The organism is Streptomyces sp. NPDC029139, from assembly GCF_055564335.1.
In genome coordinates, this window is record NZ_JBVHWN010000020.1 from 59097 (window position 1) to 81610 (window position 22514).

The 22514-nt window shown below is 71.5% G+C and carries 24 protein-coding genes and 1 tRNA gene; 15 read left to right on the forward strand and 10 right to left on the reverse strand.

The features are described from left to right. Nucleotides 1-143: 143 nt before the first annotated feature. Both chpH and ACZ4VW_RS30590 read right to left on the reverse strand, forming a co-directional pair. On the reverse strand, nt 144-377 hold the full coding sequence (gene chpH, locus ACZ4VW_RS30585) for a chaplin ChpH (protein ID WP_467968037.1): 234 nt from the start codon (nt 375-377) through the stop codon (nt 144-146). Between the two features lie 155 nt (nt 378-532). Next, on the reverse strand, nt 533-1858 hold the full coding sequence (locus ACZ4VW_RS30590; protein WP_467968039.1) for a M20/M25/M40 family metallo-hydrolase: 1326 nt from the start codon (nt 1856-1858) through the stop codon (nt 533-535). 207 nt (nt 1859-2065) lie between these two features. Between ACZ4VW_RS30590 and ACZ4VW_RS30595 the strand changes: the two genes are divergently transcribed. Together ACZ4VW_RS30595 and ACZ4VW_RS30600 are read left to right on the forward strand one after the other, a co-directional pair. Then, nucleotides 2066-2153: transfer RNA gene (locus ACZ4VW_RS30595), tRNA-Leu, on the forward strand. A 61-nt stretch (nt 2154-2214) separates the two neighbouring features. Further along, on the forward strand, nt 2215-3141 hold the full coding sequence (locus ACZ4VW_RS30600) for a pseudouridine synthase (RefSeq protein ID WP_467968041.1): 927 nt from the start codon (nt 2215-2217) through the stop codon (nt 3139-3141). Here ACZ4VW_RS30600 and ACZ4VW_RS30605 read toward each other — a convergent pair. The 4 genes from ACZ4VW_RS30605 to ACZ4VW_RS30620 form a co-directional block, all read right to left on the reverse strand. Continuing rightward, nucleotides 3125-3754 carry an MBL fold metallo-hydrolase gene (locus ACZ4VW_RS30605; RefSeq protein WP_467968043.1) on the reverse strand — a complete coding sequence of 210 codons (630 nt, stop codon included), beginning with the start codon at nt 3752-3754 and terminating at the stop codon, nt 3125-3127. The two genes, ACZ4VW_RS30600 and ACZ4VW_RS30605, sit on opposite strands and share 17 nt — an antisense overlap. Beyond that, complete coding sequence (locus tag ACZ4VW_RS30610; protein WP_467968045.1) at nt 3754-4839, reverse strand: S-(hydroxymethyl)mycothiol dehydrogenase; 1086 nt, start codon at nt 4837-4839, stop codon at nt 3754-3756. Before ACZ4VW_RS30610 ends, ACZ4VW_RS30605 begins: the two co-directional genes overlap by 1 nt. A gap of 115 nt (nt 4840-4954) precedes the next feature. Then, on the reverse strand, nt 4955-6424 hold the full coding sequence (locus tag ACZ4VW_RS30615) for an amino acid permease (protein ID WP_467968047.1): 1470 nt from the start codon (nt 6422-6424) through the stop codon (nt 4955-4957). 192 nt (nt 6425-6616) lie between these two features. Next, the gene (locus ACZ4VW_RS30620; RefSeq protein WP_467968049.1) at nt 6617-7318 is read right to left on the reverse strand and encodes a FadR/GntR family transcriptional regulator; all 702 of its coding nucleotides are present in this window, start codon (nt 7316-7318) and stop codon (nt 6617-6619) included. 167 nt (nt 7319-7485) lie between these two features. Here ACZ4VW_RS30620 and ACZ4VW_RS30625 point away from each other — a divergent pair, with 167 nt between their 5' ends. The 3 genes from ACZ4VW_RS30625 to ACZ4VW_RS30635 all read left to right on the forward strand — a co-directional run bounded on the left by ACZ4VW_RS30625 (nt 7486) and on the right by ACZ4VW_RS30635 (nt 10024). Next, on the forward strand, nt 7486-8022 hold the full coding sequence (locus ACZ4VW_RS30625; RefSeq protein WP_467968084.1) for a gluconokinase: 537 nt from the start codon (nt 7486-7488) through the stop codon (nt 8020-8022). A 53-nt stretch (nt 8023-8075) separates the two neighbouring features. Then, nucleotides 8076-9473 carry a GntP family permease gene (locus ACZ4VW_RS30630; RefSeq protein WP_467968051.1) on the forward strand — a complete coding sequence of 466 codons (1398 nt, stop codon included), beginning with the start codon at nt 8076-8078 and terminating at the stop codon, nt 9471-9473. 74 nt (nt 9474-9547) lie between these two features. Continuing rightward, the gene (locus ACZ4VW_RS30635; RefSeq protein ID WP_467968053.1) at nt 9548-10024 is read left to right on the forward strand and encodes an ASCH domain-containing protein; all 477 of its coding nucleotides are present in this window, start codon (nt 9548-9550) and stop codon (nt 10022-10024) included. Nucleotides 10025-10068: 44 nt separating this feature from the next. On the opposite strand, the gene ACZ4VW_RS30640 is transcribed toward ACZ4VW_RS30635, so the two are convergent. Both ACZ4VW_RS30640 and ACZ4VW_RS30645 read right to left on the reverse strand, forming a co-directional pair. Beyond that, entirely contained in the window at nt 10069-10443 is a 375-nt protein-coding gene (locus ACZ4VW_RS30640) for a VOC family protein (RefSeq protein ID WP_467968055.1), read from the reverse strand. Nucleotides 10444-10573: 130 nt separating this feature from the next. After that, entirely contained in the window at nt 10574-12229 is a 1656-nt protein-coding gene (locus tag ACZ4VW_RS30645; protein WP_467968057.1) for an FAD-binding dehydrogenase, read from the reverse strand. Nucleotides 12230-12322: 93 nt separating this feature from the next. Between ACZ4VW_RS30645 and ACZ4VW_RS30650 the strand changes: the two genes are divergently transcribed. The 5 genes from ACZ4VW_RS30650 to ACZ4VW_RS30670 are packed head-to-tail and all read left to right on the forward strand — an operon-like array spanning nt 12323 to nt 15042. Next, nucleotides 12323-12970, forward strand: a complete 648-nt coding sequence (locus ACZ4VW_RS30650) for a TetR/AcrR family transcriptional regulator (protein ID WP_467968059.1) — start codon at nt 12323-12325, stop codon at nt 12968-12970. Next, the gene (locus ACZ4VW_RS30655; protein ID WP_467968061.1) at nt 12967-13761 is read left to right on the forward strand and encodes a glucose 1-dehydrogenase; all 795 of its coding nucleotides are present in this window, start codon (nt 12967-12969) and stop codon (nt 13759-13761) included. The genes ACZ4VW_RS30650 and ACZ4VW_RS30655 overlap by 4 nt, the downstream gene beginning before the upstream one ends. Before the next feature lie 46 nt (nt 13762-13807). Continuing rightward, on the forward strand, nt 13808-14320 hold the full coding sequence (locus ACZ4VW_RS30660) for an NUDIX hydrolase (RefSeq protein ID WP_467968063.1): 513 nt from the start codon (nt 13808-13810) through the stop codon (nt 14318-14320). A 9-nt stretch (nt 14321-14329) separates the two neighbouring features. Further along, complete coding sequence (locus ACZ4VW_RS30665; protein ID WP_355116201.1) at nt 14330-14725, forward strand: YidH family protein; 396 nt, start codon at nt 14330-14332, stop codon at nt 14723-14725. An 8-nt stretch (nt 14726-14733) separates the two neighbouring features. Next, nucleotides 14734-15042: a DUF202 domain-containing protein gene (locus ACZ4VW_RS30670; RefSeq protein ID WP_467968065.1), complete on the forward strand. Its 309-nt coding sequence runs from the start codon at nt 14734-14736 to the stop codon at nt 15040-15042. 99 nt (nt 15043-15141) lie between these two features. On the opposite strand, the gene ACZ4VW_RS30675 is transcribed toward ACZ4VW_RS30670, so the two are convergent. Further along, entirely contained in the window at nt 15142-16080 is a 939-nt protein-coding gene (locus ACZ4VW_RS30675) for an NADP-dependent oxidoreductase (RefSeq protein WP_467968067.1), read from the reverse strand. 225 nt (nt 16081-16305) lie between these two features. Here ACZ4VW_RS30675 and ACZ4VW_RS30680 point away from each other — a divergent pair, with 225 nt between their 5' ends. Further along, the gene (locus tag ACZ4VW_RS30680; RefSeq protein WP_467968069.1) at nt 16306-16602 is read left to right on the forward strand and encodes a hypothetical protein; all 297 of its coding nucleotides are present in this window, start codon (nt 16306-16308) and stop codon (nt 16600-16602) included. 76 nt (nt 16603-16678) lie between these two features. Then, nucleotides 16679-17590 carry an MBL fold metallo-hydrolase gene (locus ACZ4VW_RS30685; RefSeq protein WP_467968071.1) on the forward strand — a complete coding sequence of 304 codons (912 nt, stop codon included), beginning with the start codon at nt 16679-16681 and terminating at the stop codon, nt 17588-17590. A gap of 69 nt (nt 17591-17659) precedes the next feature. Here the strand turns inward: ACZ4VW_RS30685 and ACZ4VW_RS30690 are convergent, their stop codons facing one another. Beyond that, nucleotides 17660-18931 (reverse strand): glucarate dehydratase family protein, encoded by a 1272-nt coding sequence (locus ACZ4VW_RS30690; protein WP_467968073.1) that lies wholly within the window; start codon nt 18929-18931, stop codon nt 17660-17662. 142 nt (nt 18932-19073) lie between these two features. On the opposite strand from ACZ4VW_RS30690, the gene ACZ4VW_RS30695 reads away from it, so the two are divergent. The 3 genes from ACZ4VW_RS30695 (at nt 19074) to ACZ4VW_RS30705 (ending at nt 22296) form a co-directional block, all read left to right on the forward strand. Beyond that, nucleotides 19074-20096 (forward strand): phosphotransferase family protein, encoded by a 1023-nt coding sequence (locus ACZ4VW_RS30695; RefSeq protein ID WP_467968075.1) that lies wholly within the window; start codon nt 19074-19076, stop codon nt 20094-20096. 6 nt (nt 20097-20102) lie between these two features. Continuing rightward, nucleotides 20103-21317 carry an acyl-CoA dehydrogenase family protein gene (locus tag ACZ4VW_RS30700; protein WP_467968077.1) on the forward strand — a complete coding sequence of 405 codons (1215 nt, stop codon included), beginning with the start codon at nt 20103-20105 and terminating at the stop codon, nt 21315-21317. Between the two features lie 238 nt (nt 21318-21555). Beyond that, entirely contained in the window at nt 21556-22296 is a 741-nt protein-coding gene (locus ACZ4VW_RS30705; protein WP_467968079.1) for a class I SAM-dependent methyltransferase, read from the forward strand. Nucleotides 22297-22514 lie beyond the last annotated feature (218 nt).

Genomic DNA, 22514 nt, shown 5'->3' on the forward strand with positions numbered 1-22514 from the left:
TCTCGGCTTCTGCCTTCTGAGCTTCAGAAGAAGAGGGCCACCGGGCGCCACGCCCGGGGCTGGAATGGCCACCGGCCCCGGAGTGCATGGCACGCACTCCGGGGCCGGACCGGCTCAGACCCTCACGGGGTCGAGGCACAACCTCAGTGGTTGACGCAGGTGTTGCCGAAGGCGGGGTTCAGCAGCCCGATCACGGAGATCGTGTTGCCGCACACGTTCACCGGGACGTGAACCGGCACCTGGACGACGTTGCCCGAGATGATGCCGGGGGAAGCGAAAGCGGCACCCTGGGCACCCGCGTCGGCAACGGCCATGCCCGCACCCGCGAGAACGAGACCGCCAGTGGCAGCCGCAGCAGCGACGACCTTCTTGATCATTATTCCTCCTTGTAGGCAAATGCGGCCCCAACTGCGGACCGCATCACCTGTAACGAGGGGGAAGTTATGTGGCTACGAGCCTATGAGTGCATTCACCCTTTCCGGGTACGTCCGCACATGCGGCCGATTACCGAAGGAGCTCGGCCGAGGCGGGTTCAGGAGGCGTCGATGAACCGGTCGAGGACGCGGACGCCGAACTTCAGGCCGTCCACCGGGACCCGCTCGTCCACCCCGTGGAACATCCCGGCGAAGTCGAGCTCCGGCGGAAGCTTCAGCGGGGCGAAGCCGAAGCAGCGGATGCCGAGGTCGTCGAAGGACTTGGCGTCGGTGCCGCCGGAGAGCATGTACGGCACGGCACGGGCGATGGGGTCCTCGGCCCTGAGGGCCACCTGCATCGCGTCGACGAGGTCGCCGTCGAAGCTGGTCTCCAGGGCCTTGTCCCCGTGCACGTCCTCGCGCCTGACCTTCGGCCCGAGGATCCGGTCGAGGTCGGCCAGGAACTCCTCCTCGTAACCGGGCAGGAACCGTCCGTCGACATGCGCCGTGGCCTGGCCCGGGATGACGTTCACCTTGTACCCGGCGCCGAGCATCGTCGGGGCCGCGGAATTGCGCAGCGTGGCGCCGATCATCTTGGCGATGCCGCCGAGCTTGGCGAGCGTGGCCTCCATGTCCTCCGGGTCGAGCGGGGTACCGAGGGCGTCCGAGAGCTCGTCCAGGAAGGACCGTACGGTCTTGGTCATCCGTACCGGCCACTGGTGGCGCCCCAGCCGTCCCACGGCCTCGCAGAGCTCGGTGATGGCGTTGTCGTCGTTGGTCATCGAGCCGTGGCCGGCCCTGCCCTCGACGGTCAGCCGCATCCAGTGCATGCCCTTCTGTGCCGTCTCGACCAGGTAGAGCCGCAGGTTCTCGTTGACGGTGAAGGAGAAGCCGCCGACCTCGCCGATCGCCTCCGTGACCCCGTCGAAGAGGTCCCGGTGCTTGTCGACGAGATAGCGGGCGCCGTAGGTGCCGCCCGCCTCCTCGTCGGCGAGGAACGCGAGGACGATGTCGCGCGGGGGCTTGCGGCCGCTGCGCATCCGGTCCCGTACGACCGCGAGGGTCATCGCGTCCATGTCCTTCATGTCGACCGCGCCCCGGCCCCAGACGCAACCGTCGGCCACCTCGCCCGAGAACGGGTGGTGGGTCCAGTCCTCGGCGTTCGCGGGCACGACGTCGGTGTGCCCGTGGATGAGCAGGGCCGGCCGGGAGGGGTCCTCGCCCTCGATACGGGCGACCGTGGAGGCCCGCCCCTTGTGCGACTCGATGATCTTCGGCTCGAGTCCCACCTCCGCGAGCTTCTCGGCGACGTACTCCGCCGCCGCCCGCTCGCCGGGGCCGGAGTGGTCGCCGTAGTTGCTGGTGTCGATGCGGATGAGGTCCCGACAGAGGTCGACGACCTCCTCCTCGCCGGTGCCGCCCCGGGCCGTGTTCGACTCGCTCACGCTGCTTCCTCCCACTACGTGCCCCCACGTGCTTGCTGGTGGTCGCCCCCATCCTCCCGCGCGGACCCCCGCGACCCAAGGGCGGCCACGGGCCGACATGCGGCTGTCACATGCTTCCGGCCGGAACGGGGTGGTGATCGGCCACTCCGAATGTTTGCTATGGTTTTCCACGTCGGAACGGCCGAGCGGCCGGAAGACAGACACCTTGTCCGGGTGGCGGAATGGCAGACGCGCTAGCTTGAGGTGCTAGTGCCCTTTATCGGGCGTGGGGGTTCAAGTCCCCCCTCGGACACCAGCGAAGGACCCCACATCATGTGGGGTCCTTCTTGTTTGTGGATGACACGGCGGTGATTCCGGTGAGACGCAGAACGAGACCCCCCGCCGCGCCGCTGCCCCAGCGGGAAGGGGTCGATCCGGTGCGGGTGCGGTTGCCCGAGGATCGGGGTGGGGTCTGGGGGACCGTCGGGGATCATCTGCGGGATCGCTTCGGGGGTGCCGTCGGGGGCGCGCGGGTGATGGAGATGCTGCGGGAGGGGCGGTTCGTCGGGGTCGACGGGGTGATCTCCGGGCAGGAGCCGTACACCGCGGGGATGTATCTGTGGTTCCACCGGGACTTTCCGGTGGAGGCGCGGGTGCCCTTCGAGATCGGGGTCGTGTACCGGGACGAGCGGATCGTCGTCGTCGACAAGCCGCACTTCCTCGCCACGATGCCGCGTGGGCGGCATGTGACCGAGACGGTGCTGGCGCGGCTGCGGCGGGAGCTGGGGCTGCCCGAGGTGCAGCCCGCGCACCGGCTGGACCGGCTGACGGCGGGCCTGGTGCTGTGCGTCGTACGGCCCGCGGACCGGGGGACGTACCAGACGCTGTTCCGGGACCGGCTTGTCGGCAAGGAGTACGAGGCGATGGCGGCGTACGACCCGGCGGTGGCGATGCCGGTGACCGTGCGGAGCCGGATCGTGAAGGAGCGCGGGGTGATGGCCGCCCGTGAGGAGCCGGGCGAGCCGAACAGCGAGAGCCGGATCGAGCTGGTCGAGCGCAGGGGCGGCCTCGCGCGCTACCGGCTGCTGCCCGCGACCGGGCGGACGCATCAGCTGCGGGTGCACATGAACGCCCTGGGGCTGCCGATCCTGCACGACCCGGTCTATCCCCTGGTGCGCGAGGACGGGCCGGAGGACTTCTCGCGTCCGCTGCAACTGCTCGCGCGGACGCTCGAGTTCTCCGACCCGTTCTCGGGCGTTCCGAGGCGGTTCGAGAGCCGGCTGCGGCTCAGTGGCCTCGGTTGATCCACTCCTGGAGGTGCGGGGCCTCGGCGCCGATGGTGGTGGTGTCGCCGTGGCCGGTGCGGACGACCGTCTCGGGCGGCAGGGTCAGCAGCCGCTCGCGGATCGAGTCGATGATCGTGGGGAAGTGGGAGAAGGACCGGCCCGTCGCGCCGGGGCCGCCCTGGAAGAGGGTGTCGCCGGTGAAGACCGTGCCGAGGTCGGGGGCGTGGAGACAGACCGCTCCGGGGGCGTGACCGGGGGTGTGCAGGACCTTGAGGTCCGTGCCCGCGATGGTGAGGGTCTGGCCGTCGGCGAGTTCCCCGTCCGGGGTGTGGTCCGGGTGGGTCTGCTTCCACAGCGGCTGGTCGTCCGGGTGCAGCAGGATCCGGGCGCCGGTGGCCGCGGCGAGGGCCGGGGCCGCGTCGATGTGGTCGTTGTGGGCGTGCGTGCAGACGATCGCGCGCAGCGTGCGGCCGTCGAGCGCGGCGAGGATGGCGGCGGCGTCGTGGGCGGCGTCGATGACGATCGCCTCCGAGTCGTCACCCACGATCCAGACGTTGTTGTCGACGTCCCAGGTGCCGCCGTCGAGGCGGAAGGTGCCAGAGGTGACCAGGTGGTCGATGCGGGCCGTCATCAGAAGACCACCACCGAGCGCAGGACGTCGCCCTCGTGCATCCGGGCGAAAGCCTTCTCCACGTCGCCGAGGCCGATGGTCTCGGTGACGAAGGCCGCGAGGTCGATGCGGCCCTGCTGGTGCAGGTCGATGAGCATCGGGAAGTCGCGGGAGGGCAGACAGTCGCCGTACCAGGAGGACTTCAGCGCGCCGCCGCGGCCGAAGACGTCCAGGAGCGGCAGCTCGAGCGTCATCTCGGGGGTGGGGACGCCGACGAGGACGACGGTGCCGGCGAGGTCGCGGGCGTAGAAGGCCTGCTTGTACGTCTCCGGGCGGCCGACGGCCTCGATGACGACGTCGGCGCCGAATCCGCCGGTGAGTTCGCGGATCGCCTCGACCGGCTCGGTGGAGCGCGAGTTGACGGTGTGGGTGGCGCCCATGGTGCGGGCGGTCTCCAGCTTGCGGTCGTCGATGTCGACGGCGATGATCTTCGCCGCGCCGGCGAGGCGGGAGCCGACGATCGCCGCGTCGCCGACGCCGCCGCAGCCGATGACGGCGACGGTGTCGCCGCGGCCGACGTCTCCGGTGTTGATCGCGGCCCCGATGCCGGCCATCACTCCGCAGCCGAGGAGTCCGGCGACCTCGGGGGCGACGGACGGGTCGACCTTGGTGCACTGGCCGGCGGCGACGAGGGTCTTCTCGGCGAAGGCGCCGATGCCGAGGGCCGGGGAGAGTTCCGTTCCGTCCAGGAGGGTCATCTTCTGCTTCGCGTTGTGGGTGTCGAAGCAGTACTGGGGGCGGCCGCGCAGGCAGGCGCGGCAGGCGCCGCACACGGCGCGCCAGTTGAGGATCACGAAGTCGCCCGGGGCGACGTCGGTGACGCCCGCGCCGACCGACTCGACGAGGCCCGCCGCCTCGTGGCCGAGGAGGAAGGGGAAGTCGTCGTTGATGCCGCCCTGTTTGTAGTGGAGGTCGGTGTGGCAGACCCCGCATGCCTGGATCCTCACCACCGCCTCGCCCGGCCCCGGGTCGGGGACGACGATCGTCTCGACCCGTACGGGTTCGTTCCTGCCGGGGGCGATGACCCCTTGGACCTGCTGCGGCATAGGGCACTTCCCTTCCTCTGTAAGGCTCTTGGGTACCACTATCTCCTGACAGACGGCGAGACCCCCGCAGGTGGCACCTGCGGGGGTCTCCACCCGTGGGGGGGGACGGAAGGCGTCAGTCCTTGTAGGCGGCCGCCGTCGCGCGGACGCGCTTGCGGACCAGGAACCAGCCACCGACCAGCATCAGCCCGATGAGCGGGAGGCAGTTCACGGTGGTGCGGCTGATGCCGCCGTCCATCCACATCAGGACCAGGACGGAGCCGAGGAAGACCAGCGTGACGATCTGGGTGTACGGGGCCCAGGGCAGCCGGTAGCCGGGGCGGGTGAGCCGGCCTTCCTTTGAGCGGTTCACGAACAGCAGCGAGCAGACCATGATCATGGCCCAGGTGCCGATGATGCCGATGGAGGCGAAGTTGAGCACGAGCTCGAAGGCCTCGCCGGGCATGAGGTAGTTCAGGCCGACCCCGAGGACACCGAAGGCGGCGGTCAGCAGGATGCCGCCGTAGGGGACGCCGCCCTTGTTCATGACGCCGGTGAACTTGGGCGCGGAGCCCGACAGGGACATGGAGCGCAGGATGCGGCCGGTCGAGTAGAGGCCCGAGTTGAGGCTGGAGAGCGCGGCGGTGAGGACGACCAGGTTCATGACGCCGGCGGCGCCGGGGATGCCGAGCTTGTCGAAGACCGTGACGAAGGGGCTCTGGTCGCCGGAGTACGCGGTGTACGGGAGGAGCAGCGCGAGCAGGACGACGGAACCGACGTAGAAGAGGCCCACGCGCCACATGATCGAGTTGATCGCCTTCGGCATGATCTTCTCGGGGTTCTCGGTCTCACCGGCGGCGACGCCGCACAGCTCGACGGAGGCGTACGCGAAGACGACGCCCTGGATGAGCAGCAGCATCGGCATGACGCCGCTGGGGAAGATGCCGCCGTTGTCGGTGATGGTGGACAGGCCCGGGGTGTGGCCGCCGACGTCGTGGGAGGTGGCGATCAGGAAGATGCCGATCAGCATGAAGGCGACGAGGGCGCCGACCTTGATGATCGCGAACCAGAACTCCATCTCGCCGAAGTACTTCACCGAGATGAGGTTGGCGGCGAGCACGACGGCGAGGGCGATCAGGGCGAGGATCCACTGCGGGACGTCGCTGAACATGGCCCAGAAGTGGGCGTAGGTCGCGGCCGCGGTGATGTCCGCGATGGCCGTGGTCGACCAGTTGAGGAAGTACAGCCAGCCGGCCGTGTAGGCGCCCTTCTCGCCCATGAACTCGCGGGCGTACGAGACGAACGCTCCGGAGGAGGGGCGGTAGAGGACCAGCTCGCCGAGGGCCCGGACCACGAAGAAGGCGAAGACGCCGCAGACCGCGTAGGCGATGAAGAGGGACGGTCCGGCGTTGGCCATGCGGCCACCGGCGCCGAGGAAGAGGCCGGTGCCGATCGCGCCGCCGATGGCGATCATGTTGATGTGGCGTGACTTGAGGTCCTTGCGGTACCCGGCGTCACCGGCGTCGACGTGGGGGGACGCTCCGGACGCCGTCGCCGGTGGCGTGGCGGACAGCGTGTCGGCCGCAGGGAGGGTGCGGTCACTCATGGAGTTGTTCGCCTTCGTGAGGGGGAGGGTCTGTGCGGTACCCGGCCGCGCGCGTGAAGGTCGTCCACGGCAGCGGCCAGCGCACATCGTCACGGCAAGGCGGCGCTTTCAGCAGTGGCCAATGTCACTGAACGCCCTTATTTGAGCTACTTCTGAGGTTGCCGAGGGGCGAAATGCCGGGGGGTGCCGGGTTTACGGGGCGAGAACGTCCAGTTCCTTGAGCGCGCCGACGGCGATCTGGCGGGTGAGTTCCTCGGCGCGGGCCGCGTTCCGCTCCCGCACCGCCTCGGCGACCTGGACGTGGAGGGTGACGGCGGCCGGGTCGGGGTCCTCGAACATCACCTGGTGGTGCGTACGGCCGGTGAGGACCTCGGCGACCACGTCGCCGAGCCGGGCGAACATCTCGTTGCCGGAGGCGTTGAGGACGACCCGGTGGAAGGCGATGTCGTGGACGAGGTACGCCTCCAGCTGCCGTCCGCGCGAGGTGGCGACCATGCCGAGGGCCTGCTCGGTCAGCTCGCGGCACTGCTCGGGGGTGGCGTGGACGGCGGCGAGCCCGGCCGCGACCGGTTCGACCGCGGAGCGCAGCACGGTGAGCGAGCGCAGCTGGCGGGGCCGGTCGGCGCCGGCCAGGCGCCAGCGGATGACCTGGGGGTCGTACACGTTCCACTGCGCCGTCGGCAGCACGGTCACGCCGACGCGGCGGCGGGACTCGACCAGGTGCATGGACTCCAGGACGCGGACGACCTCGCGGATCACCGTCCGGGAGACGTCGAAGCGCTGGGCGAGCTCGTCGGTGCGCAGGACGCTGCCGGGCGGGTACTCCCCCGCGGTGATCGCGAGACCCAGGGTGGCGAGGACGTGCGGATGGAGCCCCTGGGCCGGTGTCGTCATGGGGTCAGCGTAAGGGCGGACCAAGATCCCGAACAAAAAGTATGACTTTAATGTCACAGCCTCTTGAATACGTCGTACCCAATAGGTTTCATGAGCGCGACGGAATCGCGAGACCGATGCCGGCCAAGACCGAGATCGATGTCGAAGAAGACAGCGAGGCACCACCCATGACCACCCCTTCCCCGACGGTCCCCCGGGTCGTCGTCGTGATGGGCGTCGCCGGAACCGGCAAGACGACCATCGGCCCGCTGGTCGCGGACGCGCTCGGCGTCCCCTACGCCGAGGGCGACGACTTCCACCCGGCGGCGAACGTCGCCAAGATGTCGGCCGGCGTCCCGCTGGACGACGCGGACCGCGGCCCCTGGCTCGACGCGATCGGGCGGTGGGCGCACGGCCGGGAAGGGCGCGGCGGGGTGGTGAGCAGCTCCGCGCTGAAGCGGATCTACCGGGACCGGCTGCGAGCGGCCGCCCCGGACCTGGTCTTCCTCCACCTGACCGGCGACCGCGAGCTGATCGAGGAGCGGATGGCCGAGCGCAAGGGCCACTTCATGCCGACCGCGCTGCTCGACTCGCAGTTCGCCACCCTGCAGCCGCTGCAGGACGACGAGGCGGGGGTCGCCGTCGACGTCAGCGGCTCTCCCGAGGAGATCGCCGCGCGGGCCGTCGCCGCGCTGCGCGGGCTCGCCGAACCCGCCGCCCACTGATCCCCGTACCGCCCCTCCCCCTCCTGCCCCCACCCGTCCCCTAAGGAATCACCGTGACCAGTCTCAGCGTCGAGATGCTGGCAGCGGACGCCGTCGAGCCGATCACCTCGGCCGGCAACGCCCAGCTCGGCGTCGCCGTGCTCGCGGGCATCGCCGTCATCGTCCTGCTCATCTCCAAGTTCAAGCTGCACGCCTTCCTGGCCCTGACCATCGGGTCGCTGGCACTCGGCGCGTTCGCCGGGGCCCCGCTCGCGGCGACCATCGACTCCTTCACGTCCGGCCTCGGCAAGACCGTCGCCGGTGTGGGCGTGCTCATCGCGCTCGGCGCCATCCTGGGCAAGCTGCTCGCCGACTCCGGCGGCGCGGACCAGATCGTGGACACGATCCTCGCCAGGGCGAGCGGGCGGTCGATGCCCTGGGCGATGGTGCTGATCGCCTCCGTCATCGGCCTGCCCCTCTTCTTCGAGGTCGGCATCGTGCTGCTGATCCCGGTGGTCCTGCTCGTCGCCAAGCGCGGCAACTACTCGCTGATGCGGATCGGCGTCCCCGCGCTGGCCGGTCTGTCGGTCATGCACGGGCTCATCCCTCCGCACCCCGGCCCGCTGGTCGCCATCGACGCGCTGGGCGCCGACCTCGGCGTCACGCTCGCCCTGGGTGTCCTGGTCGCCATCCCGACCGTGATCATCGCCGGTCCGCTGTTCTCCCGGTACGCCGCCCGCTGGGTGGACATCCCCGTCCCCGAGAACATGGTGCCGACACGCCCCTCGGAGGACCTGGAGAAGCGTCCCGGCTTCGTGGCGACGGTCTCGACCGTGCTGCTGCCCGTCGTCCTGATGCTGGTCAAGGCGCTGGTCGACATCGTCGTGGACAACCCGGACAACGGTCTGCAGAAGGTCACCGACGTCATCGGCTCACCGCTGATCGCGCTGCTCGCGGCCGTGCTCGTGGGCCTGTTCACCCTGGGCCGCGCCGCCGGCTTCACCAAGCAGCGGCTCTCCTCGACCGTCGAGAAGTCCCTCGCCCCGATCGCGGGCGTGCTGATGATCGTCGGCGCCGGCGGTGGTTTCAAGCAGACGCTGATCGACGTCGGCGTGGGCCAGATGATCCTGGACTTCTCCAAGAACTGGTCGATACCGGCCCTGCTGCTCGCCTGGCTGATCGCCGTGGCGATCCGGCTCGCCACGGGCTCGGCGACGGTGGCGACGATCTCGGCGGCCGGCCTGGTGGCCCCGCTCGCCGAGGGCATGGGCACCAGCGAGACGGCCCTGCTGGTGCTGGCGATCGGCGCCGGTTCGCTCTTCTTCAGCCATGTGAACGACGCCGGTTTCTGGCTGGTGAAGGAGTACTTCGGCATGAGCGTCGGCCAGACGATCAAGACCTGGTCGGTGATGGAGACGATCATCTCGGTCGTCGGCATCGTCTTCGTGCTGCTGCTCTCCCTGGTGTTGTAGCCCTACGCACCCCGGTGCTGCAGCCGTACGCGATCGAGCGGCGCGGGCCGGTCGTGGCTGACACACTGTCGGCCATGACCGGCCCTCACGCGCTCAAGCCGTTCCTGCTCGCCTTTCCCGGACCACTGCGGGACCGACTGGTGGCCGCCGTGCTCTCCGGCGAGAAGACCTCGACGACCGGGCTCTTCGCCGAGTGGGAGGCGGAGAAGGAGGAGCTGCCCGAAGTGGGCGAGCGCTCGGCGCTCATCGACTCCGACGGGCGCGAGGTGGCGGTCGTGGAGGTGACCGAGGTGCGGGTCCTGCCGCTGGGCGACGTCGATCTCCAGCACGCGCTCGACGAGGGCGAGGGACACACGTCGGTGGCCGAGTGGCGGGCCGATCACGAGCGTTTCTGGCACAGCGACGAGATGCGCGAGGCGATGGGCGACCCGGCGTTCACGGTCGACGACGCGACGATGGTGGTGGCGGAGCGCTTCCGGGTGGTGGAGCTTCTCGCGCCCGCCTCCGAGGAGTCACCGAAGCGGCCGGCCGCGGGGCGGAACGCGCCCTAGGGGTGCGCCCACCGCCCGGGAGTCAGGACGGCGGGCCGGGGGACTCAGTGCAGGCAGAGGCAGAACGGATGGCCGGCCGGGTCGGCGTAGACCCGCCAGGTGGCCCCCGGGCGGAGCTGGTCCGTCCGCTCCAGCACGGTCGCGCCGAGGGCGAGCGCCCGCTTCTCCTCACCGTCGAGATCGTCCACGTCGAAGTCCAGGTGGAGTTGTTGCGGGCGCTCCTGGCCGGGCCATTCGGGCGGTCGGTAGCCGTCCACCCGCTGGCAGGCCAGCGGTGTCCCCTCGAACCCGTGCACCTCGACCCAGTCGGCATCGTCGGCGTCCGCGACCACCCGCCCGCCGAGCAGTTCCGCGTAGAACCCTGCGAGCCGTACCGGATCGGCGCAGTCCAGGGCGACCGCCTGCAGCTTTCGAATCACTTCTGACACTCCTCGCTCTTCGGCCGCTTCCGCGACTTCCGTACGGGAGGGGTCGTACCCGCCGACGCGCCGGGCAAGCCCGGCGGCACGCGGGCCGCTCAACCGCTTTCCCCAGGGGGCGTCCTGCCCGCTAGCCCACGGCCTTCGCCGCCGCTCGGCCCGCCGCACGGCCCGAGAAGACGCAGCCGCCGAGGAAGGTGCCCTCCAGGGAGCGGTAGCCGTGGACGCCTCCGCCGCCGAAGCCGGCGGCCTCGCCCGCCGCGTACACGCCCTCCAGTGCCTCGCCGCCCTCGGTGAGCACCCGCGAGGAGAGGTCGGTCTCCAGGCCGCCGAGCGACTTGCGGGTGAGGATGTTCAGGCGTACGGCGATCAGCGGACCGGCCTTGGGGTCCAGGATGCGGTGGGGGGCGGCCGTACGGATCAGCTTGTCGCCCAGGTAGGAGCGGGCGCCCCGGATCGCCGTGAGCTGGAGGTCCTTGGTGAAGGGGTTGGCGACCTCGCGGTCCCGGGCGGTGATCTCGCGGCGCAGCTCCGTCTCGTCGATCAGAGGCTCGTCGGTCAGCGCGTTCATGCCCCGGACGAGGGCGCACAGGTCCTTCTCCACGACGAAGTCGACGCCGTGGTCCATGAACGCCTGCACGGGGCCCGGCACGTCCGCGCGGGCCCGGCCGATGACGTCCCGGATCGACTTGCCGGTGAGGTCGGGGTTCTGCTCCGATCCCGAGAGGGCGAACTCCTTGCCGATGATGCGCCGGTCGAGCACGAACCAGGTGTGGTCGTACCCGGTCCGCATGATGTGTTCCAGCGTGCCGAGGGTGTCGAACCCGGGGAAGAGCGGGACGGGCAGCCGACGGCCGCGGGCGTCCAGCCACAGCGAGGACGGTCCGGGCAGGATGCGGATGCCGTGCCTGGCCCAGATCGGGTTCCAGTTCTCGATGCCCTCGGTGTAGTGCCACATCCGGTCGCGGTTGATGTGGTGGGCCCCGGCCTTCTCGGTGATGCCGAGCATCAGCCCGTCCACGTGGGCGGGGACACCCGAGAGCAGCTTCGCGGGCGGGGTGCCGAGCCGCTCCGGCCACTGCGCGCGGACGAGATCGTGATTGCCGCCGATGCCGCCCGAGGTGACGATCACCGCCTGGGCCCGGAGTTCGAAGGCGCCGGTGACCTCACGGCTGCTCGCCCGCCCGCGCTCGACCCCGGACGGCTCCAGGATCTCCCCGGTCACCGTGTCCACGGTGCCCCCCGTGCGGCCCAGGCCGGTCACCCGGTGGCGGAAGCGGAACGTGACGAGGCCGCGGGCGGCACCCTCGCGGACCCGCCGCTCGAAGGGGGCGACGAGGCCGGGGCCGGTGCCCCAGGTGATGTGGAAGCGCGGCACCGAGTTGCCGTGCCCGTTCGCGTCGTACCCGCCGCGCTCGGCCCAGCCGACGACCGGGAAGAAGCGCACCCCGCGGGCGTGCAGCCAGCTGCGCTTCTCGCCCGCCGCGAAGTCGACGTACGCCTCGGCCCAGCGCCGCGGCCAGTGGTCCTCCTCGCGGTCGAACCCGGCGGTGCCGAGCCAGTCCTGGAGGGCGAGCTCGTGACTGTCCTTGATCCGCATCCTGCGCTGCTCGGGCGAGTCCACGAGGAAGAGGCCGCCGAAGGACCAGTGCGCCTGGCCGCCGAGCGACTGTTCCGGCTCCTGGTCGAGCAGGATCACGCTCCGGCCCGCGTCCACGAGTTCGGCGGTGGCGACGAGCCCGGCGAGGCCGGCTCCGATCACGATCACATCAGCGTCGTACGACATGGACGAATCTTGGATACACCGATGTATCGAGTCAACAGTCCGGACCCTCGCAGACCCCTCCCGCTTTCTAATGTCGAGCATTACAGTCCCTCCGTGGCGAGGACATCGGGTCCCGGGACCCGGGACAGGCTGATCCGCGCGGCGGAGGAGATCTTCGCCGCGCACGGCGTCGACGGCGCCCAACTGCGCGACATCGTCGCGCTGGCCGGCCAGAGCAATCCCTCGGCGGTGCAGTACCACTTCGGCTCGCGCGGCGGCCTCCTCGACGCGGTGATGGCCGGCCGCCAGCACCGTACGGAGAAGGTGCTCGCCCCGCTCCTCGCCGCCGCACCCGACGAACCGCGGGCCCTGATCCGCGCCCTGGTCACCGCGGAGGCGAGCGAGCTGCGCACCGAACGCGGCCTGCGCTGCCTGCGGATCTCCGCCCAGCTCAGCCACGAGAGCGGCGTCCGCACCCGCACCCCTCATCCCGCCCTCGAGGGCACCGTGTACTGGCGGCTGATCGAGCGGGTCGAGTCCTGCCTCACCGGGCCGGACGGCCTGCCCGAGCCGCTGCGCCTCGAGCGCCTCGACCTGGCCCTCACCGTCGTCGGCGCGGCCCTGGCCGACCGGGCCCGCCAGTACCTCGCCGGCACCGAACCGCTCACCGGCGAGGCGCTCTTCCTCGCCGATCTCGTCGAGACCACCACCGCCCTGCTCCAGGCCCCGCCGCCGTCCGCCCTCCGAAGGGACCTCGCATGAACGACCCCACCGGCCACGACCTCACCGGGCACGACCTCACCGGCAGGACCGTCCTCGTCACCGGAGGCGCCCGCGGCCTGGGCGCCGAGGCCGCGCGGCAGGCCGTCGCCGCCGGGGCGAACGTCGTGATCACCGACGTCCTGGACGACGAGGGCGGGGCGACCGCCGCCGACCTGGGCGCGCGGGCACGCTTCCACCACCACGACGTCACCTCCGAGGAGGAGTGGGCGGCCGTCGTGTCGTACGCGGTCGCGGAGTTCGGCGGACTGCACGGTCTGGTGAACAACGCCGGCGTCGCCACCGGCGCCTTCCTGGAGAGCGAGTCCGTCGAGAACTTCCGCAGGGTGCTCGACATCAACCTGACCGGTGTCTTCATCGGCATGAAGGCCGCGATCCCGGCGATGAGGGAGGCGGGCGGCGGGTCGATCGTCAACATCTCCTCGGCGGCCGGCCTCATGGGACTCGCGCTGACCGCCGGCTACGGCGCCTCGAAGTGGGGCGTGCGCGGGCTGACGAAGATCGGCGCGGTGGAGCTCGGCACGGCGGGCATCCGCGTCAACTCGGTCCACCCGGGCATGACGTACACGCCGATGACCGCCGCCCTCGGCATCGAGCGCGGCGCGGGCAGGTACCCGAACACGCCGATGGGCCGGGTCGGCGAGGCGCCCGAGATCGCGGGCGCCGTCGTCTTCCTGCTGTCCGACGCGGCCTCGTACGTGACCGGCGCGGAGCTGGCCGTGGACGGCGGCTGGACGGCCGGGCCGACGGTCGCGTACGTCATGGGCCAGTGACCTGAGGGACGGTGACCTGTCCGCGGGTCGGTGATCTGATGGGGGCATGAATCCCGCCGAAGAGATGCTGGACGTCGTCGACGAGCACGACGAGGTCGTCGGACGGGCCCCGCGCGCCGAGGTGTACGCGCGGGGCCTGATCCATCGCTGCGCCTTCATCCAGGTACGGGACGCCGAGGGCCGGATCTTCGTGCACCGGCGCACCCCCACCAAGCTGGTCTACCCCTCGCTGTACGACATGTTCGTGGGCGGTGTCGTGGGCGCGGGCGAGTCGTACGACGACGCCGCGCTGCGCGAGGCGGAGGAGGAGCTGGGGGTCCGCGGGCTGCCGCGCCCCGAGCCCCTGTTCCGCTTCCTGTACGACTCCGGGGGCGTCGCCGGGAAGTGGTGGTCGGCCGTCTACGAGGTGCGCTGCGAGCTGCCGGTGGCCCCGCAGGCGGAGGAGGTCGCCTGGCACGCCTTCCTGCCCGAGGAGGAGCTGGTGTCCCGGCTCGGGAGGTGGGAATGGGTTCCGGACGGCCTGGCCGCCTACGAACGCCTGCGCGCACACCGCGGTTAAGGTGCCCGGGTGAGTGACTTCGTGCAGAGCCTGCGGCTGTGGTTCGCGCCGCAGCGGATCCGGGACGAGGGCGAGACTCCGGACTACCGGTTCTCGCTCGCCAACGAGCGGACCTTCCTCGCCTGGATCCGGACGGCGCTGGCGCTCGTGGGCGGCGGTTTCGCCGTCGACCAGTTCCTGCCGGATCTGCGCTGGGGCGTACGGGTCGGGCTCGCGCTGGCGCTGCTGGGCGCGGGCGTGCTGTGCGCGCTGCGGGCGGTGAACCACTGGGTGCGGTGCGAGAGGGCGATGCGGAGGGGCGAGGACCTGCCCGTGTCACGGTTCCCGACGGTGCTGAGCCTGGCGGTCGCCGTGGTCGCGCTGGCGATGGTGGTGGTCATCGTCTTCGGCTGGGCGGGGCGGTGACGCGGGCGGTGACGCCGGCCCGGGATCCCGGGCTGCAGCCGGAACGGACGCGGCTCGCGTGGCGGCGTACGACGCTGGCGTGCACGGTCGTGGCGGTCCTGGCCGCGAAGTCGGCGATCCGCGACGACATCACGGCGGCGGGAATCGCGGGCGCCGCGCTGACGGCGCTGGTGTGGGTGGCGTTCCTGGCCGTCGCCCACCGCCGCATCCACGCCCTGGACGCGGCCCGCCCGGGTCCGCTCTCCCCGAGGGGCGTGCTGCTCGTGACGGCCTGCACGGTGGCGCTGGCGGCGTTCGCGGTCGCGGTGGTGCTCTGAGACGCGGCGGTGCTCTGAGACGCGGTGGTGCTCTGAGGCGCGGCGGGGCGGGGACGCGAGCCCGGCGGGGCGCCGGCCGTCCGGGGGCGCTTCGGCCTGTCAGTCCGGCCATTCCACCGTGACCACGACCTTGCCGTTCAGGCCGCCCTCGGCGTTCGCGCGCTGGGCGTCGGCCGCCTGGGTGAGCGGGAAGGTGCGCGCGACCCGTACGGTCAGGACGCCCTCCTCGACGAGGCCGGCGAGTGCGGCCAGGTCCGTGGGGTCGGGGCGGACCCAGAAGTAGCGGCCGCCGAGGCTGATCACCTCGCCGTCGGCGATCGACGTGAGGCGGCCCTCGGGGGCCAGCACATCGGCGGTGATCTTGAGGAACGGACCCCCGAGGGTGTCGAACGCCGCGTCCACGCCGTCCGGCGCCAGCTCGCGGACCTGCTCGGCGAAGGTGGCCTCGTCGTACAGGACCGGCTCGGCGCCCAGCTCCTTGATCCGCTCCAGGCCCGCCTCGCGCGCCGCGCCGATCACCCGGCAGCCGAGGTGGCGGGCGATCTGGACGGCCATGGACCCGACCCCGCCCGCCGCCGCGTGCACCAGGACCGTCTCGCCGGAGCGGACCGCGAGGGCCTCGTGCAGCACCTGGTAGGCGGTCAGCCCGGCCAGCGGAAGGGCGGCCGACTCCTCGAAGCCCATGGTGCGCGGCTTGCGGGCGAGCGTGCGTACGGGCGCGGCGACGTACTCGGCGAAGGTGCCGCGGGAGAGGAAGTCCTCGCGGACGTATCCCATGACCTCGTCGCCGACGGTGAACTCGGTGACGGACACCCCGGGCTGGACGACCACCCCGGAGACGTCCCAGCCGGGCACGACCGGGAAGACGGCGTCCATCATCCCGTCGAGGTGGCCGGCCTGCGCCTTCAGGTCGACCGGGTTCACGGCGGCCGCCCGTACCTTCACGAGGACGTGGTCGGGGCCGACCTTGGGATCGGGCCGCTCGCCGTACTCGAGCACCTCGGGTCCGCCGTACCGGCTGTAGCTGATCGCCTTCATACCCCGAACGATCACGGCGCCCCTCGCGCCCCGCAAGCCGGACTCCCCCGGCAGAGCGGTCGGCCGCCCAGCGCCGCGGGCGGGGGCAGAGGGTGCCCGCGCGGGAACCGATCCGCTCCGGAGTACGGGGACGCGTTCGCCGACGCACAGGGGTGGTACCGGGACGAGACAGACATTCAGGGCTAGCCTGGAGCGGTCACACCGCACCCTCACAGAGGCGATGTCATGACCGTTCTCCACCATGAGCACCCCACGCACGAGCACACGCACGGTCCGGACTGCGGTCACGCCGCGGTCACGCACGAGGGGCACGTGGACTACGCCCACGACGGGCACCTGCACCGCGAGCACTCCGGTCACTGGGACGAGTGCGAGCGCGACGGGCACGTCCAGCACGAGGGGCACGCCCACGAGCACGGGCCGGACTGCGGGCACACGGCGGTGACCCATGGCGATCACACGGACTACGTGCACGACGGGCACCGTCACGCGGCGCACGCCGGGCACTGGGACGATCACTGACATCCGCGCGGATCGGGCCCGACCGGCAGGCTGCCGCCTGTGGTCGGGCCCTCTCCGCTCTCTCCGAGGGACCTTCTTGGCCGTCACCGATCCGTACGTCGTCGCGCTCGCGCCGGGCGCGCACGCCTTCGTCCAGCCCGACGGCGGTTGGTGCCTGAACAACGCCGGGTTCGTCGGCGACGCCCACGAGACGCTGCTCGTGGACACGACGGCGACGGAGCGGCGGGCGCGGCTGCTGCGCGCGGCGGTCCTCGCGGCGGGCCTGCCGCTCCCCCGCACGATCGTCTCCACGCACCACCACGGCGACCACACGTACGGCAACGGGGTGTTCCTGCCGGAGGCGCGGATCGTCGGGCACCACAACTGCCGGGCCGAGCAGCTCGCGGCGGGCCGTCAGCTCCATCTGCTGTGGCCGCGGACCGACTTCGGCGACATCGAGGTCGCGCCGCCCTCGCTCACGTACGGCGAGCGGCTGACGCTGCACGTGGGCGAGCTGGAGGTGCGCGTGCTGCACCCGGGCCCGGCGCACACCACCGGCGACTCGATCGTGCATCTCCCGGAGCGGGGCGTGGTGTTCACCGGTGACCTGGTCTTCCACGGCGGGACGCCGTTCCTGCCGATGGGCTCGCTGTCGGGTTCGCTGCGGGCGCTGGACCTGCTGCGCGCGCTGGACGCTCCGACGGTGGTGCCCGGGCACGGCCCGGTCACCGACCCCTCGGTGTACGACGCCACGGAGCGCTATCTGCGCTGGGTCGCCGCGCTCGCCGTCGAGGGCCGCGTGAGGGGCGCGACCCCGCTGGAGACGGCCCGCCGGGCGGACCTCGGGGAGTTCGGCGCCTGGCGGGAGAGCGAGCGCCTGGTGGCGAACCTGCACCGGGCCTACGCGGAGCTGGACGGCCTTCCCGAGGGCTCCCCGCTGGACCCGGCGGCGGTCTTCGGCGACATGGCGGTCATGAACGGGGGCGTTCCGGTGGCCTGCCACGCGTAGCGCCCGCCAGGTGGCTGCCCCCGGCGGCCCGCTCACCCTCCGGCGGCCCCGCCGGCCCCCGAGCCGCCCCTACCAGCGCGGGATCTCCGGGGGGCGCCACGTCGGGTCGGTCCTGCGCATCGCCGCCGCGTCGTCACGGTCGCGCAGCGTGCCGTCGTCCGCCAGCCAGCGGCGGTGCAGGTCCGCCAGGCGGTCGCGGTCCAGCTCCACGCCGAGGCCCGGGGCGTCGGAGACCGTGAGACGCCCGGCCCGGAAGCCGGGGCGGGTGGTGACGACGTCCTCGGTCTGCCAGGGGTGGTGGGTGTCGCACGCGTGGTCGAGACGAGGCAGGGTCGCGGCGACGTGGGTCATGGCGGCCAGACTGATGCCCAGGTGGGTGTTGGAGTGCATGGAGAGCCCGACGCCGTACGTGCCGCAGAGCGCGGCCAGGTCGCGGGTACGGTGCAGTCCGCCCCAGTAGTGGTGGTCGCAGAGCACGATCCGTACCGCGTCCCGGGCGAACGCCTCGGGGACCTCCTCGAAGGTCGTGACGCACATGTTCGTCGCGAGCGGCACGTCCGTACGGGCGGCGATCTCGGCCATGGCGTCCGTTCCGGTCGCCGGGTCCTCCAGGTACTCGAGGACGTCCTTCAGCTCCCTCGCCACCGTCAGCGCGGTCTCCACCGACCAGGCGCCGTTGGGGTCGAGGCGGAGCGGCCGGCCGGGGAACGCCTCGGCCAGGGCGCGGATCGCGGCGATCTCCTCCTCGGGCGGGAAGACCCCGCCCTTGAGCTTGAAGGAGCGGAAGCCGTACGTCCGGTCGAAGCGGCGGGCCTGCTCGACGATCCCCTCCGGGTCGAGGGCGGCTCCCCAGTCGTCCGTGCCGGCGAACTTGTAGAAGAGGTAGGCGCTGTACTCGACGGAGTCGCGGACCCTGCCGCCGAGGAGGGCGTGGACGGGCAGGCCGAGAGTCCTGCCGAGGGCGTCCAGGCAGGCGACCTCGAAGGCGGAGACGACGGAGAGGCGGAGCTTGTCGGCGGTCTGGACCCCGCGCAGCCCGCCCGCGTCCACGCGCTCGTCGACGGCCCGTGAGTCGCCGCACACCTGCGCGGCGAGGGAGAACAGGTCGTTCACGTCCGTGACCGGGCGGCCGGGCAGCGCGTCGGCCAGCGGTCGGGCGAGCTCCAGGTACTTCGTATCGCCGTAGGTCTCGCCGAGGCCGGTGACGCCGCCCCGGGTGACGACCTCGACCACGAGTCGGGGCGTGGCGGACTGATGGACGCCCTGGGTGTTGAGCAGAGGAGGGTCGGAGATCAGGATCGGGGTCAGCCGGACTTCCTCGACGAACAGCTCAGGATTCATATGTGAACCATATTCATGGAGGAGACCGGCGGCCAGACCGGCGACGCCGCTTTCCCACACCGACCCGCCCCGGACCCTGGACGACATACCGACTGGTCGGTCATCATGAACGCCGACCAGCCACCCACTGGAGGTACGCACGATGAGTTCAGCCCCGCCGCCCGGTCTCGACCCCGAGCAGTTGCGCGGATTCCTCGACCGCGAGCGGCCCGGACTCGTGCGCGGCCCGCTCGAAGCCCGGCTGATCGAGGGCGGCCGGTCCAACCTCACGTACGTCGTCACCGACGGCACGGACCAGTGGGTCGTCCGCCGGCCGCCGCTCGGCCACGTCCTGGCCACCGCGCACGACATGAAGCGCGAGCACCGCGTGATCAGCGCCCTGCACGGCACGGCGGTGCCCGTCCCCGGGACCGTGCTGCTGTGCGAGGACGACACCGTGCTCGGATCGCCGTTCTACGTCATGGAGTTCGTCGCCGGCACCCCATACCGCTCGGCCGAACAGCTCGCCCCGCTCGGCCCCGAGCGCACCCGCGCGGCCGTCCTCGGGCTGGTCGACACCCTCGTCGACCTGCACGCCGTCGACCCGGCGGAGGTCGGCCTGGGCGACTTCGGGCGCCCCGAGGGCTTCCTCGACCGGCAGCTGCGCCGCTGGGGCAAGCAGCTCGACGCCTCCCGCAACCGCGATCTCGCGGGCATCGACGAGCTGCACGCGACCCTCGGCCGCGCGCTCCCGGTCTCCCCCACCCCGACGGTCGTCCACGGCGACTACCGTCTGGACAACGTCCTGATCGGCGACGACGACCGCATCAAGGCCGTTCTGGACTGGGAGATGTCCACCCTCGGCGACCCGCTGACCGACCTCGGTCTGTTCGCGATGTACAGCGCGCGGCTGGACCTCCCGCACTCCCCCGTCAGCACGACCGCCGCGGCCGCCGGGCATCCGACGCCCGCCGAGCTGATCGAGCGCTACGCGGCCCGCTCGGGCCGCGACACCTCCGCCCTCTCCTGGTACACGGCGTTCGCCTGGTTCAAGCTCGCCGTGATCCTGGAGGGCATCCACTACCGGTACACCCTCGGCCAGACCGTCGGCGCCGGCTTCGACCGCATCGGCGAACTCGTCCCCGTCTTCATCGAGCACGGCCTCACCACCCTTCAGGAAGGCTGATCCGCCATGGACTTCGCATTCGACGCACGCACCGAGGAGCTGCGGGGGAAGCTGCTCGCCTTCATGGACGAGCACGTGTATCCCGCCGAGGAGATCGCCCACGAGCAGCGGGCGCTGCTCGCCTCGCCGTGGGACACGCCGCAGATCGTCGAGGACCTGAAGGCGGAGGCCCGCCGCCAGGGCCTGTGGAACCTCTTCCTGCCCGACGCCGAGCACGGCGCGGGGCTGACCAATCTCCAGTACGCGCCGCTGGCCGAGATCACCGGCCGCAGCCCCCACCTCGCGCCCACGGCCCTCAACTGCGCGGCCCCCGACACCGGGAACATGGAGGTGCTCGCCCAGTTCGGCGACGAGGCGCAGAAGAAGCAGTGGCTGGAGCCACTGCTCGCCGGCGAGATCCGCTCGGCGTTCGCGATGACCGAGCCCGACGTGGCCTCCTCGGACGCCACGAACATCGAGACCCGGATCACGCGCGACGGCGACGAGTACGTGCTCAACGGCCGCAAGTGGTACATCTCCGGGGCGATGAACCCCGACTGCAAGATCTTCATCGTGATGGGCAAGACCGACCCGGACGGCGCCGACGTCCGCCGCCAGCAGTCGATGATCCTCGTCCCGCGCGACACCCCCGGTGTCGAGGTGCGGCGGGCGATGCAGGTGTACGGCTACGAGGACCACTCCCACGGCGGCCACGCCGAGGTGCTCTTCCACGACGTCCGCGTCCCGGCCGCGAACCTCATCGGCGAGCAGGGCGGCGGCTTCGCCATCGCCCAGGCCAGGCTCGGACCGGGCCGGATCCACCACTGCATGCGTCTGATCGGCATGGCCGAGCGGGCGATCGAGCTGATGTGCCGCCGCGCCGTGTCCCGTACCGCCTTCGGCAAGGCCATCGCGCAGCAGGGTGTGGTGCAGAACTGGATCGCCGACGCCCGGGTGACGGTGGAACAGCTGCGTCTGCTGGTCCTCAAGACCGCCTGGCTGATGGACACCGTCGGCAACCGGGGCGCGCACACGGAGATCCAGGCCATCAAGATCGCGACCCCGCGCGCGGTGGTCGACATCCTCGACAAGGCGGTCCAGGTGCACGGCGCGGGCGGCGTGTCGCAGGACTTCCCGCTGGCCGAACTCTGGGCATCCGCGCGAACGCTGAAGCTGGCGGACGGGCCCGACGAGGTGCACCAGCGGTCGCTGGCCCGGCGGGAGCTGAAGAAGTACCTGTAGCCGAGCACAGGCTCGCTGGTCACGCGGCCGGCCCCGACCGGGGGCCGGCCGCTTTTCCGTACGTCCACCCCGCCGCAGGCCCGTGCACGAGACCAAGCCCCTGTCCGGATCTTCGTGGCTTCTGCCAGTACGGCGGCCCGTCGGAATCCGTAGAGACTGCCGAGGACAGGCCGCGGCGCGCCCTTGGGGGACGAGGGCCGGTCCGAGGCCGTGACCGAACACACGGGAGGACGACGCGATGAGCGCGCAGCAGTACGACGAGATCGGTGAGGCGTACGAGGGGTTCAAGGCCCTGCCGCTGGAACAGTACGTGGTGGTGCCCAGCTTCCTGGCGCTGGTCGGGGACGTGCGCGGCAAGTCGGTCCTCGACCTGGCCTCCGGCACCGGCTTCTACAGCAGGGAGTTCAAGCGGCGCGGCGCCACGGAGGTGCTCGGAATCGACATCTCCCGTGAGATGGTCGCCGTGGCACAGCAGCTGGAGGAGCGCGATCCGCTGGGTGTGCGCTACGAGGTGGGCGACGCGTCCGAACTGCGTCCGATGGAGCAGCCGTTCGACATCGGCCTGGCGGTCCAGCTGCTCAACTACGCGCCGGACCTGGCCACCACGGAGCGGATGTGCCGCAATGTGCACCGGAGTCTGAGGCCCGGGGCCGAGTTCTTCCTGCTCAACCAGTCGCCCGACTTCCGCTTCGACGGGCCGACCCCGGAGAGGTACGGCTTCCGGAGCGTGCCGACCGGCGAGCAGGCCGAGACCGGACCGCAGGTCCGGACCACGGCGCTGCTCGACCCGCCGGTCTCGTTCGTCGCCAACCGCCCGCGGCGGGACGTGTACGAGAAGTGCCTGACCGCAGCGGGATTCAGCGAGCTGACCTGGGTCGCGCTGACGGTCACGGAGGCCGGCGTGCGCGCCTTCGGCGCGGATTTCTGGGCGGACTTCCACGCCAACCCTCCGCTGGAGATGCTCCGCTGCCGCGCCTGACGGCCGACGCGGCGCCCTGGGCAGCGGCCTAGGCTAGGCCGTGTCCGGAAAGTCCCGCCTGGCACGCGGCGTCTGGCACGCCCTCCCCCGTAGCCCTCCGGGCACGGGAGGTGCACCCACGCCGCGTTGTCGGATCGCCCCAGTACGCCCAGTACGAGGGCGGCCCTCCGCCTTGCGATCGCACGCACCAGACGCCGCGGGCCCTGCCCTGCGGGCAG

What these genes read in the sequence shown, in the direction of transcription:
- chpH (WP_467968037.1), bottom strand. Translation starts at nt 377, where the DNA reads ATGATCAAGAAGGTCGTCGCTGCTGCGGCTGCCACTGGCGGTCTCGTT.
- ACZ4VW_RS30605 (WP_467968043.1), bottom strand. Translation starts at nt 3,754, where the DNA reads ATGACGGCCCGCATCGACCACCTGGTCACCTCTGGCACCTTCCGCCTC.
- ACZ4VW_RS30610 (WP_467968045.1), bottom strand. Translation starts at nt 4,839, where the DNA reads ATGCCGCAGCAGGTCCAAGGGGTCATCGCCCCCGGCAGGAACGAACCC.
- ACZ4VW_RS30615 (WP_467968047.1), bottom strand. Translation starts at nt 6,424, where the DNA reads ATGAGTGACCGCACCCTCCCTGCGGCCGACACGCTGTCCGCCACGCCA.
- ACZ4VW_RS30620 (WP_467968049.1), bottom strand. Translation starts at nt 7,318, where the DNA reads ATGACGACACCGGCCCAGGGGCTCCATCCGCACGTCCTCGCCACCCTG.
- ACZ4VW_RS30625 (WP_467968084.1), top strand. Translation starts at nt 7,486, where the DNA reads ATGACCACCCCTTCCCCGACGGTCCCCCGGGTCGTCGTCGTGATGGGC.
- ACZ4VW_RS30635 (WP_467968053.1), top strand. Translation starts at nt 9,548, where the DNA reads ATGACCGGCCCTCACGCGCTCAAGCCGTTCCTGCTCGCCTTTCCCGGA.
- ACZ4VW_RS30645 (WP_467968057.1), bottom strand. Translation starts at nt 12,229, where the DNA reads ATGTCGTACGACGCTGATGTGATCGTGATCGGAGCCGGCCTCGCCGGG.
- ACZ4VW_RS30655 (WP_467968061.1), top strand. Translation starts at nt 12,967, where the DNA reads ATGAACGACCCCACCGGCCACGACCTCACCGGGCACGACCTCACCGGC.
- ACZ4VW_RS30660 (WP_467968063.1), top strand. Translation starts at nt 13,808, where the DNA reads ATGAATCCCGCCGAAGAGATGCTGGACGTCGTCGACGAGCACGACGAG.
- ACZ4VW_RS30675 (WP_467968067.1), bottom strand. Translation starts at nt 16,080, where the DNA reads ATGAAGGCGATCAGCTACAGCCGGTACGGCGGACCCGAGGTGCTCGAG.
- ACZ4VW_RS30680 (WP_467968069.1), top strand. Translation starts at nt 16,306, where the DNA reads ATGACCGTTCTCCACCATGAGCACCCCACGCACGAGCACACGCACGGT.
- ACZ4VW_RS30690 (WP_467968073.1), bottom strand. Translation starts at nt 18,931, where the DNA reads ATGAATCCTGAGCTGTTCGTCGAGGAAGTCCGGCTGACCCCGATCCTG.
- ACZ4VW_RS30695 (WP_467968075.1), top strand. Translation starts at nt 19,074, where the DNA reads ATGAGTTCAGCCCCGCCGCCCGGTCTCGACCCCGAGCAGTTGCGCGGA.
- ACZ4VW_RS30700 (WP_467968077.1), top strand. Translation starts at nt 20,103, where the DNA reads ATGGACTTCGCATTCGACGCACGCACCGAGGAGCTGCGGGGGAAGCTG.
- ACZ4VW_RS30705 (WP_467968079.1), top strand. Translation starts at nt 21,556, where the DNA reads ATGAGCGCGCAGCAGTACGACGAGATCGGTGAGGCGTACGAGGGGTTC.